This window comes from Fulvivirga sedimenti (assembly GCF_020328055.1).
The window spans coordinates 790,612-805,535 of record NZ_JAIXNE010000004.1 but is presented as its reverse complement, the minus strand read 5'-3'; the positions used below and the strand labels follow the sequence as shown (position 1 = coordinate 805,535).

Annotated in this window: 10 protein-coding genes and 1 tRNA gene; 4 read left to right on the top strand and 7 right to left on the bottom strand. The window is 46.2% G+C overall.

Annotated features, from left to right (window positions below):
- Window positions 1–33: 33 nt before the first annotated feature.
- The 3 genes from leuS to LDX50_RS21580 all read right to left on the bottom strand — a co-directional run bounded on the left by leuS (window position 34) and on the right by LDX50_RS21580 (window position 6,806).
- Window positions 34–2,802 carry a leucine--tRNA ligase gene (leuS, locus tag LDX50_RS21590; RefSeq protein WP_225698287.1) on the bottom strand — a complete coding sequence of 923 codons (2,769 nt, stop codon included), beginning with the start codon at window positions 2,800–2,802 and terminating at the stop codon, window positions 34–36.
- Window positions 2,803–3,016: 214 nt separating this feature from the next.
- Entirely contained in the window at window positions 3,017–5,482 is a 2,466-nt protein-coding gene (locus LDX50_RS21585; protein WP_225698286.1) for a zinc-dependent metalloprotease, read from the bottom strand.
- A gap of 115 nt (window positions 5,483–5,597) precedes the next feature.
- Window positions 5,598–6,806: a serine hydrolase domain-containing protein gene (locus tag LDX50_RS21580; protein WP_225698285.1), complete on the bottom strand. Its 1,209-nt coding sequence runs from the start codon at window positions 6,804–6,806 to the stop codon at window positions 5,598–5,600.
- Between the two features lie 242 nt (window positions 6,807–7,048).
- Between LDX50_RS21580 and LDX50_RS21575 the strand changes: the two genes are divergently transcribed.
- From LDX50_RS21575 to LDX50_RS21560, 4 genes are all read left to right on the top strand, one after another.
- Complete coding sequence (locus tag LDX50_RS21575) at window positions 7,049–7,741, top strand: ABC transporter ATP-binding protein (RefSeq protein WP_225698284.1); 693 nt, start codon at window positions 7,049–7,051, stop codon at window positions 7,739–7,741.
- Window positions 7,741–9,102: a TolC family protein gene (locus tag LDX50_RS21570; protein ID WP_225698283.1), complete on the top strand. Its 1,362-nt coding sequence runs from the start codon at window positions 7,741–7,743 to the stop codon at window positions 9,100–9,102. The genes LDX50_RS21575 and LDX50_RS21570 overlap by 1 nt, the downstream gene beginning before the upstream one ends.
- 199 nt (window positions 9,103–9,301) lie before the next feature.
- Complete coding sequence (rpsA, locus tag LDX50_RS21565) at window positions 9,302–11,323, top strand: 30S ribosomal protein S1 (RefSeq protein WP_225698282.1); 2,022 nt, start codon at window positions 9,302–9,304, stop codon at window positions 11,321–11,323.
- 154 nt (window positions 11,324–11,477) lie between these two features.
- Window positions 11,478–11,551, top strand: a tRNA-Cys gene (locus tag LDX50_RS21560).
- A gap of 197 nt (window positions 11,552–11,748) precedes the next feature.
- On the opposite strand, the gene hisF is transcribed toward LDX50_RS21560, so the two are convergent.
- Genes hisF through hisB form a run of 4 tightly spaced genes read right to left on the bottom strand, consistent with a single transcriptional unit; the run spans window position 11,749 to window position 14,924 of the window.
- A complete protein-coding gene (hisF, locus tag LDX50_RS21555; RefSeq protein ID WP_225698281.1) occupies window positions 11,749–12,504 on the bottom strand; it encodes an imidazole glycerol phosphate synthase subunit HisF in 756 nt (251 codons plus the stop codon).
- Window positions 12,497–13,219 (bottom strand): 1-(5-phosphoribosyl)-5-[(5-phosphoribosylamino)methylideneamino]imidazole-4-carboxamide isomerase, encoded by a 723-nt coding sequence (hisA, locus tag LDX50_RS21550; RefSeq protein WP_225698280.1) that lies wholly within the window; start codon window positions 13,217–13,219, stop codon window positions 12,497–12,499. Before hisA ends, hisF begins: the two co-directional genes overlap by 8 nt.
- The gene (hisH, locus tag LDX50_RS21545; RefSeq protein ID WP_225698279.1) at window positions 13,216–13,803 is read right to left on the bottom strand and encodes an imidazole glycerol phosphate synthase subunit HisH; all 588 of its coding nucleotides are present in this window, start codon (window positions 13,801–13,803) and stop codon (window positions 13,216–13,218) included. Before hisH ends, hisA begins: the two co-directional genes overlap by 4 nt.
- Window positions 13,803–14,924: a bifunctional histidinol-phosphatase/imidazoleglycerol-phosphate dehydratase HisB gene (gene hisB, locus LDX50_RS21540; RefSeq protein ID WP_225698278.1), complete on the bottom strand. Its 1,122-nt coding sequence runs from the start codon at window positions 14,922–14,924 to the stop codon at window positions 13,803–13,805. The genes hisH and hisB overlap by 1 nt, the downstream gene beginning before the upstream one ends.

Sequence of the window (14,924 nt, the reverse complement as noted above, 5' to 3'; positions counted from 1 at the left end):
TTGATGTGAAGATGAGTAACGGGGGAGGGGCTTTTAAACTACGACATTCACTATCTTATTAGGTACTATGATAACCTTTCTGGGGGATTTGCCTTCGAGCCATTTTTGAATTGCTTCAGACGCCAATACCTCGGCCTGAATCTGATCTGTCGGCATATCGACCGGAAATAGCATTTTGGCGCGCATTTTACCATTTACGGATACCGGATATTCATATGAGTCCTCCTTCAGGAATTTTTCATCATAAGCCGGATATTCGGCGTCATTCACTGTAGTAGTATGTCCCAGTCTGTGCCAGAGTTCCTCTGCAATATGAGGGGCATAAGGAGCTAAAATGATGACTAGTTTTTCCAGTACCTCCCTTTTATTGCATTTTAGTGATGTCAGCTCATTTACACAAATCATGAATTCACTTACCGAAGTATTAAAGGAATAGCGTTCAATGTCTTCCTGGGCTTTTTTGATAGTGCGGTGAATGATTTTTTGTTCCGCCTCAGTTGGCTGGGCATCTGAGACAACAAACTGATCTGCATCATCATGGAACAGGTTCCAGAGTTTACGAAGGAACTTGAACACCCCGTCGATACCATTGGTATTCCAGGGCTTTGACTGCTCAAGCGGACCAAGGAACATCTCGTACATGCGAAGTGTATCGGCACCGTATCGTTCTATAATATCATCCGGATTAACCACATTATACTTGCTCTTGGACATCTTCTCCACTTCATGTCCGCACATGAATTTGTCGTTTTCGGGAATGAACTCAGCATTGGCTAATTCAGGGCGCCATTTTTTAAAGGCTTCCATATCGAGCTCGTCGTTGTGAACGATGTTTACATCCACATGCATCGGTATGGTATCGTATTCGTGCCGTCTCTGATAAGTAACGAAGGTGTCTGATTCCTTAATGCGGTAAACCAAATTCGACCGTCCCTGGATCATACCCTGGTTGATCAGCTTTTTAAAAGGCTCATCCACGGTTACAAGACCCATGTCGAACAGGAACTTTGTCCAGAAGCGTGAATACAAGAGGTGGCCCGTTGCGTGTTCTGAACCCCCTATGTAGAGGTCTACACTGTCCCAGTATTCCTGGGCTTCTTTCCCAACAAAACGATCATTGTTATGGGCATCCATGTACCGGAAGAAATACCAGCTGGAGCCGGCCCACCCGGGCATGGTACTTTGTTCATAGGGAAATCCTTCGGATGTTTCCCAACTGGCAGCACGAGCGAGGGGAGGTTCACCCTCTTCAGTCGGCAGGTATTTATCAACTTCCGGAAGTACGAGGGGAAGCTGGTCCTCACCCAGGAGGTAGGGCAGGCCGTCTTTAAAGTAAACCGGCAGCGGCTCTCCCCAATAACGCTGGCGGGTAAAGATCGCATCCCGCATCCTGAAATTAATCTTGCCTACTCCGATACCTCGTTTTTCTACTTCTTCAATGCCTTTTTTCATGGCTTCCAATGGTGACAAACCATTCAGGAATCCGGAATTGATGACGGTTCCTTCCTTGGTGGCATCGGCCGCCTCAGAAATATCAGCTGAATCATTGATTGGGATGATGGGCAGGCTGAAATGTTTGGCAAAATCATAGTCCCGCTGATCACCCGCGGGTACGGCCATCACTGCGCCTGTTCCGTAACCTGCCAGGACATAATCTGCGATCCACACAGGAATTTCTTCTCCTGAGAATGGATGAATAGCATAGGCGCCGGTAAAAACACCTGTAACTGTTTTTACATCCATCATTCGTTCGCGTTCCGACCGGTTTTTAGCCTGCTCAACGTAGCTGGCAACGATTTCTTTCTGTTCTACTGTGGTGATCTGTTCAACCAGGTCGCTTTCAGGTGCGAGGACCAGGAAGGTTACTCCGTAAATCGTATCGATACGGGTAGTGAAAACCCGGATTTTTTCATCGTGGCCCTTCAGGTTGAAATCGAGTTCAGCGCCTTCCGACCGTCCAATCCAGTTACGCTGCATCTCTTTCAATGGTTCAGGCCAGTCGACCACATCCAGTCCGTTCAACAATCTTTCTGCATAAGCGGTGATACGCATCATCCACTGCATCATTTTTTTACGCTCCACGGGGTGTCCTCCACGCTCTGAGAAACCATCCTTAACCTCGTCATTGGACAGTACTGTGCCCAGTGCGGGACACCAGTTCACGACCATATCGGCCAGGTATGCCAGCCGGTATTTCAGGAGCATTTTCCCCTGTTCATTACCAGAGAATGCCTTCCATTCGGCAGCCGTAAATTCCGGGGTGTCTTCGTCGCAAACAGCATTGATCCCTGAATTCCCGTGTACTGAGAAGTGATCAAGCAGATCATTTATCGGCCTGGCTTTATCAAGGTCGTTATCATACCAGCTGTTGAAGAGCTGCATAAAGATCCACTGTGTCCATTTGTAGAAAGACGGATCACTGGTCTGAACCTCACGGCTCCAGTCGAATGAAAAGCCAAGCTGCTGTAGCTGTTCTTTGTATCGTTCAATATTATTGGCTGTGGTAACTGCGGGATGCTGTCCTGTCTGGATGGCATATTGTTCAGCGGGAAGGCCGAAAGAATCGAAACCCATCGGGTGCAGTACATTGTATCCCTTCAGGCGCTTGAAGCGGCTTACAATATCCGATGCGATATAGCCGAGTGGATGTCCTACATGCAATCCTGCTCCGGAAGGATACGGAAACATATCCAGTGCATAGAACTTTGGTTTTTTGCTGGTATTGGATGTTTTATAGATTTCGTTATCTGCCCAATACTTGCGCCACTTTGCTTCAGTCTCTTTGAATTGATATATCGCCATCAGTTGTATTCAGATTATGAAGGTGCAAAATTAACATAATTCAGATCAAATTGGTGGTAGGATTCGGGATAATCGAATCTACGCAGTCTGAATTCACATGCTGTTGAGAAATGGGAACGCGGAAAAGCGGGTTGTTATCTTTGTATTGGCAGGAATAAAAAAGGTCCGGCGTTTGCCGGACCTTCCTTCCTTCCTAATCATTTTCTGTTCTGAATCAATTGTTAGGATCCAGAATCATATCAATCCTTTCGATCGCGTCTTCCAGGTGGTAACGGCTTAACCGGTCTGTAGTCCGGTTCAACCCGTTCCGAACCTGTGTGCGGAGAGTTTTTAACTCAGCACGTACCAGCGGACGAATATCTGATTTTTCCATATCAACAGATCCGCCAAAGCGTCCTGAAGGCTCTTCGGTCATCAGGTAGTGCATACGCGCGATATAGGCACGCTGCAGGTTACGGCGATAGATATCGATAGTGCTTCCGGATCTTAGTTCAGACCAGATTCCATTGCGCAAATCGCTCATCATTTCAATCGGTGTATAGGCATCTGAACCATTCATTGCCTCATTTTCAAACATACGTTCGAGACGTGCAGGATCCAGCACCTGGTTCAGTGTATTTTCCTGTGCATTACTGATGCGCTCAACTGATCCTACGCCTTCAATACGATCGATAATGTCGCGTTCAAGCATCCAGGTTGGTGTTGCAAAGGTATTTTCCTGCAACCACGTCATGGCTCTCTTTTGTTTTTCCTTCGGAACAAATTCATATACTGCTCCATCCTGGTCGGCAGTTTTGAAGGTCTCGTACAATCCGCCGATGTTGTTCCGCACGTGGCCGTTGTATCGGTTCCACTGCCCAATCACCTGACCGTAAATCTCATTAAGGTCATCGTAATTCTTGCCTTCTGTTGTTGTCCATTCAATAAGATTAGGAACAATTCGCTTAAGATTAGCCACTCCGTAGGAGCTTGAAAGCATGGCATCATTTCCAAGATCTTCCGTTTGCGCCCTTGGGTCAACAGGGTTGAAAGTTTGTCGTCCATACCAGTACATCTGATCGCCCGAGTGTTCTTTCACCCAACCGTCCAGGGTTGCTTCTTCAGAGTCGGGATCTGTGGTTTCCGGGAAATATGTATAACCCCATTTCACAGCCCACTTGTCGTAAACACCGATCTGAGGGTACAGCGCTGCATTATCTCCGGGCTGAGCAACATAGTTGAAACGGGCATAATCCATAATCGAAGGTGCTGTTCCCATGCGTGCTGTGAATGAAGGTGACCTCAGTGAATCAACAGGGTAAGAATAGCTGCCTCCCATGTTGTGGGGGAAACCCAGTGTGTGTCCTACTTCGTGTGCGGAAACAAAACGGATCAGATCACCCATTACGGCATCATCAAACTTCACCTTGCGGGCTTTCTCATTAACTGCTGCAGTTTGAACGAAGTACCAGTTTCTAAGCAGATTCATAACGTTGTGATACCATATGATATCACTTTCGATGATTTCGCCGGATCGCGGGTCATGAACGTGAGGTCCCTGCGCATTTTGGATCGGGTTTGCTGTGTAGCGCACCACTGAGTAGCGAACATCTTCCGGACTCCAGTCAGGATCTTCTTCCTTGGTAGGAGGATCCTTCGCGATGATGGCGTTTTTGAAACCGGCGGCTTCAAATGCCTTTTGCCAATCTTCGATCCCTTGCTTGATGTAGGGTCTCCACTTGGTAGGAGTTGCCGGGTCAATATAGTAGACTATTTGTTTCTTAGGCTCTACGAGTTCACCTCTTTTGTAAGCTTCAAGATCTGACGGCTCCAGTCTCCAGCGTGTGATGTAACGTCGCTGGGTGGCTTTTTGCTCATCGAGTCCGTAGTCTATCTGAGAAACCGAGAAAAACCCTACACGCTCATCGTATAGTCTGGGCGTCATAGGTTTTTTGGGCAGCAGTACCATGCTTTGGTTCATTTCTATACTGAGTGTACCGGTATTTCCGTTTGCAGGAGGGTTGCCGGCATTGTAGGTAAGAATATGGCGAACCTCTGTATTCAGGGGAAAGCTTTTCCATGACATGATCAATGAGCGTTTCTTGTCGACTCCCCGAACCTGGAATTGCTTTCTTTGGTTATCGTTCAACGCACCGATCATTTCTACGTCTGATGTAAACAGGTCGGCGACATCGATCACATACGCGGCGGAATCCTTAGATAAAGCCTTGATGTCAAAAGTGGCAATAACCGGCTCAAAATTATTATTTCGAACAGACTGATAGATTGGTGTTTCTTCGCTTGCTACACTGTTGTGGGAAACGGAGCGTAGCAGCAGCTGGTTGTCTTTTCGCTGCCAGCGAATTACCTGCTGTCCGCGTGCCTTCATACCCGCACCACCGAAATTGAGATTCTCAACGGTACCTGAAATCCGGCTGATAACCAGGATTTCGCGTTCCATCAGGGAATCAGAGATTTCGAAGTAGTAATTATCTTTTACCTTGTGGGTAGTAAACAATCCTTCATCGGTGATCGCATCTTTAGTAACGATTTCGCTGTAGGGTTTGAAAGGAGAATCATTTTTCTTTTTTGGTGCCTCGGCTGCCGGGGCATCCTTGTCTTTTTTCTTCTTCTTTTTTTGTCCGAACCCTGCAGGGGAAATCAGCAGGAGAACAAGTAGTAAAGTAAATATTCGTTGCATAGGTTGAGTACTTTTAATGGAACCTTAAAAGTCCCCAATGACAACGAGTTACGTGGTGCTTTAATGACAAACTGCTGTAAAATTATATGAATGGTGGAGGAAAAGGATTGTATTATCAGGGATTCTTGTCCCAGAGGTTTATTGCATCTCTGTATTCATAGTAGAGGTGAAAAAAATAGGGTCCGGCTTCATTGACCAGGTTGTCTGATGAATTTGAAAGAATACAGATGGCGACCTCGTCATCCCTGTCGAGAGCAATGTGACTTTTGAAGCCATTGGCATAACCGCCATGGTAGACAATTGTATCATTTTCCAGAGGAAGAATCCGCCATCCCAGTCCGTAATATGCCCTGCGTGCGCGAAGCCATTTTCTGTAGTAACGATTCAGGAGCGGAGTGATGATGCGTGGTTCAAAGACTTCATCAAGAACCGAAGAATCCACCGCTTCCTGGTGATCCCCGAGAAGCATTTGCAGGTATTTGGCCATATCTTCGATGCTGGCATTCACCCCGCCTGCGGCGGCTGTATTGTAATAGGAAGAGGAGAGCTGGACAGGAATATAGGAATAACGTGTTCTCCTGTGTGGCTTTGCGGCGTTTGGGGAATCTTTCATATCCTCAAATTCAGCCGAGGCATTTTCCATTTGAAGCGGACCGAATAAATAGGTATTCAGCAGTTTCGGAAATTCCCTTCCTGTCTGGCGTTCAAGAATCGGTTCAATGATGCTGTAAGCAACATTTTGGTAGCTGTATTGTGTTCCGGGCTTCGTTGCCACTTTTAATTCCGCAAGTGCATTGATCATTTCCGGGAGTGTCCAACCATCCTCAATGAGATTCGAATATGCCTGGTACGGAAAGCCGCTGGTTTGGGAGATGATGTTGCGAATGGTGATGGAATCGGAATAGCTGAATGGTTCAGGCCGAAAATCTGTCAAATAATAATGTATGGGATCCTCCCAGGATATGACTCCCTCCTGAACCATTTTACTCACAAGTATGGATGTAAATCCTTTGGAAACGGAGGCAAGCCGGAATTTTGTTTTAAGATTTACTGCGTCATTGGTATGGTTCGTTTTGTGCCCCATCGCGTTAATGTAGATCGGCTGACCCTTACGTACGATGGCAACCGCAATAGCGGGGATGTCCCTTTCTGTGCGAAGGCTGTCAATAAAACGTTCGAAATCGTTAATGAGTTGTTCCTGATGGGGATTTACCGGTGGAGATGTTCTCGGGGGAACGATCAGAACTTCTTCTTCAATATCAGGTTCGGCATTAAGGCGAGCATACCAGAAAAGAGCTGCAGCGACAGCCATCCCGGTTATCATCAGCAAAACCCAGATTTGCCTTTTACCCTTCACCTGATTTTATGCTCCCTTTCCATTCAATCCCTGCGAATCTAATTAATATTTATCAAATGCACATACATGCCTGAAAGTGTCTGAAATCGGACACCTCCATTCAATTTCGGACAATCAAAATGAGTAAAAAGGCGGTTTAAACGTCTTGAGGCGCTTGGCATACAATTGGCAAGTGATTAAGTGCATTGCAATAATTTAATCAAACGAAAATGATAAAACTGAGAGACCTTGATAAATATGTCGATTCGAAATATCAGCGCACATTTATTTTAAAGGGTATTGATCTTGATATACAGCAGGGGGAGTTTGTCACGATCATGGGGCCAAGTGGTGCAGGAAAGTCAACCCTTATGAACATCATTGGAATGCTCGATGAGCCCAGTGCCGGTGAATTCTATTTCCTGGATAACCCGGTGCATAAGTTGAAGGAACGTCAGAAATCTGAGATGCATAAGCATCATATCGGCTTCATTTTTCAAGCGTATCACCTCATTGATGAACTAACGGTATATGAAAACATTGAAACGCCTCTGCTATACAAGGGGGTGAAAAGTGCTGAGCGGAAGAGCATGGTGGCTGAAATGCTCGATCGATTCCAGATGGTGGCAAAAAAAGATCTTTTTCCCGAGCAGCTTTCAGGCGGTCAGCAGCAGCTCGTGGGCATTGCACGTGCGATAGTCGGCCAGCCAAAGCTGTTGCTTGCCGATGAGCCCACAGGAAACCTTCATTCGGAGCAGGGTGACGAGATCATGGAGATCTTTAAAAAGCTGAACGACGAGGGAATGACCATTCTCCAGGTAACGCATTCGGAGCGGTGTGCATCCTATGGCAAGCGAACTATTCGATTGGTGGACGGTCAGGTTGTATCTGATCAGGTTTCTTCTATACAAAATCAGGCGTGATGAAGATGAGAACATTATTCGGTATACTATTGTCTTTTCTTGCGAGTGCCGTTTATGCGCAGGATACCCTTCAATTCCTTCATTTATCGGATGCGGTAACTATCGCGCTCGAGAATAACATCAGTTTGCGTCAGGAATCGAATCGGCTGGATATTTTCCAGTCAGACAAATCCTCCAGTTATGCACAAATGGCGCCGACTGTTGCGATCACCGGAAACTATGGCCGCAATGACGGTAACTCCTTTAACCAGCAGGAGGGGCGTGTGGTGAACGGACAACTCGATTTCATGAATGGATCAGTCAATATGAATATGCCGCTTTTCAACGGGTTTAACCGATTGAAGCAAACCAAACAGGCGAGCAGTGCCCTGGAATCGCAGGCCCATCTGGTCACACGTACGAGGCAGCAAGTGATCCGTGATGTATCAAATCAATACCTGCGATGTCTGCTTGACAAGCAGCTTGTGCTTATTGCTCAGGAAAACCTGGTGAACCAGCAGGAAGTTTACAGGCAGATGAGTGAACTGGTTAATGCCGGAAGCCGTGCAGAAGTGGACCTGGTAAACCAGCGCTACCAGCTAAAGAATTCGGAGCTTAACGTGCTTCAGGCAGAAATTAAATTGCGCAACAGTAAGGCTACACTTTCACAGTTATTGCAGCTGGATCCAAGCCTCACCTTTGACGTGGTTGATCCGACCTGGGAGCTTTCCGATTTTGCCTTTGAAAAATATCAGCGTGATTCTTTATATGAAATTGCACTTGAACAGCGACGTGATCTTCTTCAAGTTCGTGCCAGTGAAGAATCTGCCCGGTATGGCCTTGGTGCTCAGCGCGGTCGGTATTATCCACAGCTGTCGGCATTCTTTAACTATGGATCGGCCTTTAACCAGATTGTGGGTACCCCGGACAGTGTTTCAAGGGATTTTAATCAGCAATTTTTCAATGATAACAGGTATAATACATATGGATTAGCCATTTCTATTCCCATATTCCAGGGATTACAAAACAGGAATCAGGTGGTGCGCGCCAGGGTAAATTATCAGAATGCTCAGCTGGAGACCCGGCAGTTGGAGAATACAGCAAAGCTGGAGGTGCTCAATGCACATCAGAACTTGCAGGATGCCCTGACAAATTTTGAAGTAACCCAGGTTCAGCTGGAGGCTGCCGAACTGAATCTTCAATTGCAGGAGGAGCGGTACCGTCTGCAGGCGTCGAGTTTTGTAGAGTATACACAGGCAAATGCCGATTATGTGGCTGCAAAGGGAGCCCATGCCCAGGCGAAATATGTCTTGCTGTTCCAGGATATTTTACTGCAGTTTACACTGGGTACGCTGGATACGGATGATATCCCGGCAAATTAAAAAAACCAATCAACCAACTCTGAGATCCCGGCAGATATTGTCGGGATCTTTTTTGTGGGATTTGACTAATAATTTTATTAATTTTGCGCTCCCTTTCAGGTGAAAGGGTCTTTTCCATTTTCGGAAGAGGATTATTTAAACCAAATGTGTTTTACACAGCCCGGGTAAAACATGTATTTAAGGGCGTTTTTAACTTATTATGGCAGAAGAAAACAAAAAAGCCGAGGAGCTCGAGCAGAACCAGGCTGAAGAGACTACCGCAACCGAGGTAGTAGCTGAAGAGAAAAAAGCTGAGAAAGCTGCAACTGAGGCTCCGGCCAGCGCTGCACAGGATTCTGAGGAATTCGATTGGGAAGCATTTGAAACCAAAGGATTTGGTGAAGGGTATTCCCGCAAGAAGCGTGAAGAAATGGAAGCGATGTATGATAATACATTGACTACCATTGAAGAAAAGGAATTGGTTTCCGGAACAGTAGTTGGAATCAACGACCGTGATGTGATCCTTAACATTGGGTTCAAATCAGACGGACTGGTATCTGCTACGGAATTCCGTGACCTGCCAAACCTGAAAGTAGGCGATACTGTAGAGGTATTCATCGAAGAGCAGGAAAATGCAAACGGTCAGCTCGTACTTTCACGCAGAAAGGCGAAGATCGTTCAGGCATGGGAAAAAATTAAGGAAGCGTATGAGAATGACCTGGTGATTGAAGGCTTTGTGAAGCGCAGAACCAAGGGTGGTCTCATCGTGGATATCTACGGAGTGGAAGCATTCCTTCCGGGTTCACAGATTGATGTGAAGCCTATCCGTGATTTTGATGTATTTGTGGGTAAGGCGATGGAAGTGAAGGTAGTTAAGATTAACTACTCTAACGACAACGTGGTTGTTTCTCACAAGGTACTGATTGAGAAAGATCTTGAGCAGCAGAAAGCTGAGATCCTGAACAACCTTGAAAAAGGACAGGTTCTTGAAGGAACCATTAAGAACATGACCAACTTCGGTGTATTTATCGATTTGGGTGGCGTTGATGGCCTGTTGCACATTACAGATATCTCATGGGGACGAATCAATCACCCTGAAGAGGTATTGAATCTTGATGAAACAGTGAAGGTGGTAGTTCTTGACTTCGACGAAGACAAGAAGCGTATTTCACTTGGCATGAAGCAGCTGACTGCTCATCCGTGGGATTCACTTCCTGCAGAGCTTGAAGTAGGAAGCAAGGTTAAAGGCAAGATTGTAAACGTTGCAGATTACGGTGCGTTCCTCGAAATTCAGCCAGGTGTTGAAGGACTGATTCACGTTTCGGAAATGTCATGGTCACAGCACCTGCGGAATCCTCAGGACTTCATCAACATTGGAGATGAACTGGAAGCAGTAGTACTTACCCTTGATAAGGAAGAACGCAAAATGTCACTTGGCATTAAGCAGCTTACAGAAGATCCCTGGAACAAGCAGGATGTGCTTACTAAATATGCGGTTGGAACACGCCACAAAGGTATCGTTCGCAACCTGACTAACTTCGGCCTGTTCATTGAACTGGAAGAGGGAATTGACGGATTGGTTCACGTTTCAGATCTTAGCTGGACCAAGAAGATTAAGCATCCTTCGGAATTCGTGAAAGTGGGTGATGAAATGGAAGTGGTTGTTCTTGAACTGGATGTTGACAACCGTCGATTGGCACTGAGCCACAAGCATCTTGAGGAGAACCCATGGGATACATTCGAAACTGTATTCACCCCGGGATCTGTACATAAGTGTACTGTGATCAATGTGAATGAAAAAGGAGCGGTTCTTGAACTGCCTTACGGTATCGAAGGATTCGCAACCATGAAGAACATCGAGAAAGAGGATGGATCCAAAGCGAAGCCCGGTGAAACACTGGAATTCAAAGTGATGGAATTCTCTAAAGATGACAAGCGTATTCTTCTTTCACATAAAGCGGTATACGGCAAAGCTGAAGAAGCACCTAAGCCTGCGAAGAAAACTGCTCGTCCGGCCGGTGGAGCTTCCAACAAGACAACCCCTGATGTTGAGAAATCTACATTAGGTGATCTTGAGGCACTAAGTGCGCTGAAAGAGCAGATGGAAGGTGAAGCAGAAGCCAAGATCAAGAAGGCGCGTAAAGCGGCTGAAGCTGAGAAGGCTGATGAAGAAGAAGCTCCCAAAGCCAAGAAGGCAGCCAAGAAGGAAGATGATGCTTCTGAAGAAGAAAGCGAAGCTTAAGAAGTCGAAACATCATACAATAAAAAGGGCACCGAATTTCGGTGCCTTTTTTCTTTTACGTGCTCCTCGACATATAAATGTGGCATGCCTGAAACATTTCCATCTTTATCTTTGAGGTAAAAGTGATTATGCATAGTTTTGCGCCTGTAAAGATGGCGCTGTGGCCGAGTGGCTAGGCAGAGGTCTGCAAAACCTTTTACAGCGGTTCGAATCCGCTCAGCGCCTCCATCATGAACCCGGGTCTGTTGATCCGGGTTTTTTGTTTTTATGCTGAATCCAGAGAAAGACCAGGCCCATTAATATGCCAAAAAGTAAGGATTTTGCCCAGTTGGGTTCGAGACGTGGAATTATGGAATAAAAACCGAAGTGCAGTAAGCAAAGTATCAATGCACTTAACATAAATGAAAGCACATTATTTCTTTTCATCAGATTCTAACCGGAATATTTTGTTGTTGCAGATAACGTTTCAAATCAGGGATGGCAATTTCCTTAAAATGAAAAATGCTGGCCGCCAGTGCAGCATCGGCACAATTGTCTTTAAACACATCAGTGAAGTGCTCCATAGTTCCTGCACCGCCACTTGCAATCACCGGAATATTCACCTGCTCCGATAATGTTTTAAGCGCCTCTGTGGCAAATCCTTCTTTGGTACCATCGTGGTCCATGCTGGTAAATAAAATCTCACCAGCGCCCCGCTGTTCAACTTCTTTGGCCCAGCTAAACAATTCCTTATCCGTAGGCTTCCTTCCCCCATGGGTATAAACAATCCACTTACCCTCGGTGAATCGGGCGTCGATTGCTACGACGATGCACTGACTGCCGAATGCCTGCACAAGTTCATCGATTAATTCCGGCCGCTTTACCGCTGATGAATTGATCGAGACTTTGTCGGCCCCTGCCTTAAGCAGGGGTGAAACATCCTCTACCGAGCTGATGCCACCGCCTACCGTAAAGGGAATATTCAGGTGACGGGCGATATCCTTAACCAGTTCTACAAAAGTCTTGCGCCCCTCGTGTGTTGCAGTAATATCGAGGAATACCAGTTCGTCGGCGCCCTGATCCGCGTAGAATGCGCCCAGTTCCACGGGGTCTCCGGCGTCACGGATATTGACAAAATTTACTCCCTTGACCGTACGGCCGTCCCTAATATCGAGACACGGTATAATTCTTTTCTTAAGCATCCTGAAATGTTGCTAGGTCCTTTAATGATATTTTTCCTTCGTAAATGGCTTTTCCCACGATCGCACCTTCAAGTCCGTTCTCCTTCAGTTTCAACAGGTCATCCATGGTAGTCACTCCACCGCTGGCGATAAGATGAATATGGGGGAAGATCTCCAGAATATCATTGTAAAGTTTGAAATTAGGTCCCTTCAGCATTCCGTCAGTGGCGATGTCGGTGCAGATCACATAATCCATTCCCTGGGCAATGTAGGAGTGGATCAGGTCTTCTATGGACAGGGTCGTTTTTTCTGTCCAGCCATGTACAGCAATCATTCCGTTGTTTACATCTGCCCCCAGGATTAATTTATTCGGACCGTAATTTTCAAGCCACTGATAAACGATCGCCGGATTTTTAACAGCGATGCTTCCGCAGGTAACCTGTGTGGCGCCGGCATTCAGTGCAATTTTAATGTCTTCACCCTTCTTGATCCCGCCCCCAAAATCCACGATTAAATCCGTTTTACTGGTAATGGATTCCAACACCTTCCAGTTAACTATGCCACCTGATTTGGCCCCGTCAAGGTCTACCAGGTGAAGGTACTTTAATCCTGCACCCTGAAACTGACGCGCTACTTCGAGGGGGTCGTCGGCATAAACAGTTTTCTGACTGTAATCGCCTTGTGAGAGGCGGACGCATTTACCATCGATGATATCAATAGCTGGAATAATTCTCATAGCTTAAGAAAGTTTTCAAGAATTTTCTGACCCTGAGCACCTGATTTTTCCGGATGAAACTGAACGGCGTGAAAATTGTCACGATGAATTCCCGCAGAAAAGGGGTGTATATAATTTGACCTGGCAGTTGTGAATTCTGATACGGGAACATAGTAGCTGTGTACGAAATACACATGCAGATCCTCCATGTTTTCATAAATAGACTTGTCTGCCCTAAGCTCCAGGTTATTCCATCCCATATGAGGTACTTTTTCGTGACGGGCAGGGATGAATCGCTTAACCTCGAGGTCGAACATTCCCAGGCATTCCGTGTCATTCTCTTCGGAGTGCCGGCACATCAGTTGCATTCCCAGGCAAATTCCCAGGAACGGCTGCTTAATGGTAGGCAGGACCTGATCGAGCCCCATGGATTTCAGGTGCCTCATGGTGGAACCCGCTTCACCCACACCCGGGAAAATTATTTTATCGGCTTTTCGCAGTTCTTCGGCATCATGAGTGAGACGTGGTTCCACACCCAGCCGGTTCAGGGCATTAATGACCGATTGGGTATTTCCGGCGTTATATTGAACGATAGCGATATCCATTATAAGACTCCTTTTGTGGATGGCAATTGCATACTTTCAGGGTCTTTCCGTATGGCCATTTTTATGGCCTTAGCAAACCCTTTAAAGATTGCTTCTATTTTGTGGTGCTCGTTATTTCCCTCTGCGCGGATATTCAAATTACAGCGTGAAGTATCAGAAAATGATTTAAAGAAATGCATGAACATCTCTGTAGGCATTTCCCCGATTTTCTCCCGCTTAAATTCCGCGTCCCATTCCAGCCACGGCCGACCACCGAAATCAATGGCCACCTGGGCCAGGCAATCATCCATTGGAAGCAGAAATCCATAACGCTGGATGCCGCGTTTATCACCCAATGCCTTTTCAAAACAACTACCGAGTGCAAGTGCGGTATCCTCTATGGTATGGTGTTCATCGATATGTAAATCTCCCTTCACGGAAATATTAAGGTCTACAGATCCATGACGTGCCAGCTGATCAAGCATATGATCAAAGAATCCCAGACCCGTTGATATCGAACTCTTGCCTGTACCGTCCAGATTCAATGAGATTTCAATATCGGTTTCATTGGTTGTCCGTTTTACGAATGCTTTTCGCGAAGGTGAAAGAAGAAAAGAAGTGATTTCCTGCCATGAGGTGGTAATGAGCGAACAGATCTCCATAAGTCCATCTGTTTCAAGCTGGGGCTTCATACTGCCATCATTGATTAAAATGGCCTTGCAGCCCATGTTTTTGGCCAGCATCACATCAGAAAGGCGGTCCCCGATCACGTAGCTGGAAGATTTATCGAATCCATTCTCCAGGTAGGATTCAAGCATTCCTGTATTGGGCTTTCTGTTTCGGCTATTTTCGGCCGGTAATGACGGATCGATATGAATACTGCTGAAGTGAACACCCTCCCCGTTGAGGGTTTTTAACATTTTAGTATGCGCCGGCCAGAAGGTATCTTCCGGAAATGAATCGGTTCCCAGTCCGTCCTGGTTGCTCACCATTATCAAACTGAATTGACCGGATGCAGCGAGGCGTTGAAGTCCTGTGATGGCTCCCGGAAAAAATTCGAGTTTTTCCAGGCTGTCGATCTGTTCATCTTCCGGTTCCAGAATGATAGTGCCGTCGCGGTCTATAAATAATAGTTTCTCCAT

Excerpts from the sequence above, each read along its gene's own strand:
- leuS (WP_225698287.1), bottom strand. The coding sequence starts at position 2,802 with ATGGCGATATATCAATTCAAAGAGACTGAAGCAAAGTGGCGCAAGTAT.
- LDX50_RS21585 (WP_225698286.1), bottom strand. The coding sequence starts at position 5,482 with ATGCAACGAATATTTACTTTACTACTTGTTCTCCTGCTGATTTCCCCT.
- LDX50_RS21580 (WP_225698285.1), bottom strand. The coding sequence starts at position 6,806 with ATGATAACCGGGATGGCTGTCGCTGCAGCTCTTTTCTGGTATGCTCGC.
- LDX50_RS21575 (WP_225698284.1), top strand. The coding sequence starts at position 7,049 with ATGATAAAACTGAGAGACCTTGATAAATATGTCGATTCGAAATATCAG.
- LDX50_RS21570 (WP_225698283.1), top strand. The coding sequence starts at position 7,741 with ATGAAGATGAGAACATTATTCGGTATACTATTGTCTTTTCTTGCGAGT.
- rpsA (WP_225698282.1), top strand. The coding sequence starts at position 9,302 with ATGGCAGAAGAAAACAAAAAAGCCGAGGAGCTCGAGCAGAACCAGGCT.
- hisF (WP_225698281.1), bottom strand. The coding sequence starts at position 12,504 with ATGCTTAAGAAAAGAATTATACCGTGTCTCGATATTAGGGACGGCCGT.
- hisA (WP_225698280.1), bottom strand. The coding sequence starts at position 13,219 with ATGAGAATTATTCCAGCTATTGATATCATCGATGGTAAATGCGTCCGC.
- hisH (WP_225698279.1), bottom strand. The coding sequence starts at position 13,803 with ATGGATATCGCTATCGTTCAATATAACGCCGGAAATACCCAATCGGTC.
- hisB (WP_225698278.1), bottom strand. The coding sequence starts at position 14,924 with ATGGAGAAACTATTATTTATAGACCGCGACGGCACTATCATTCTGGAA.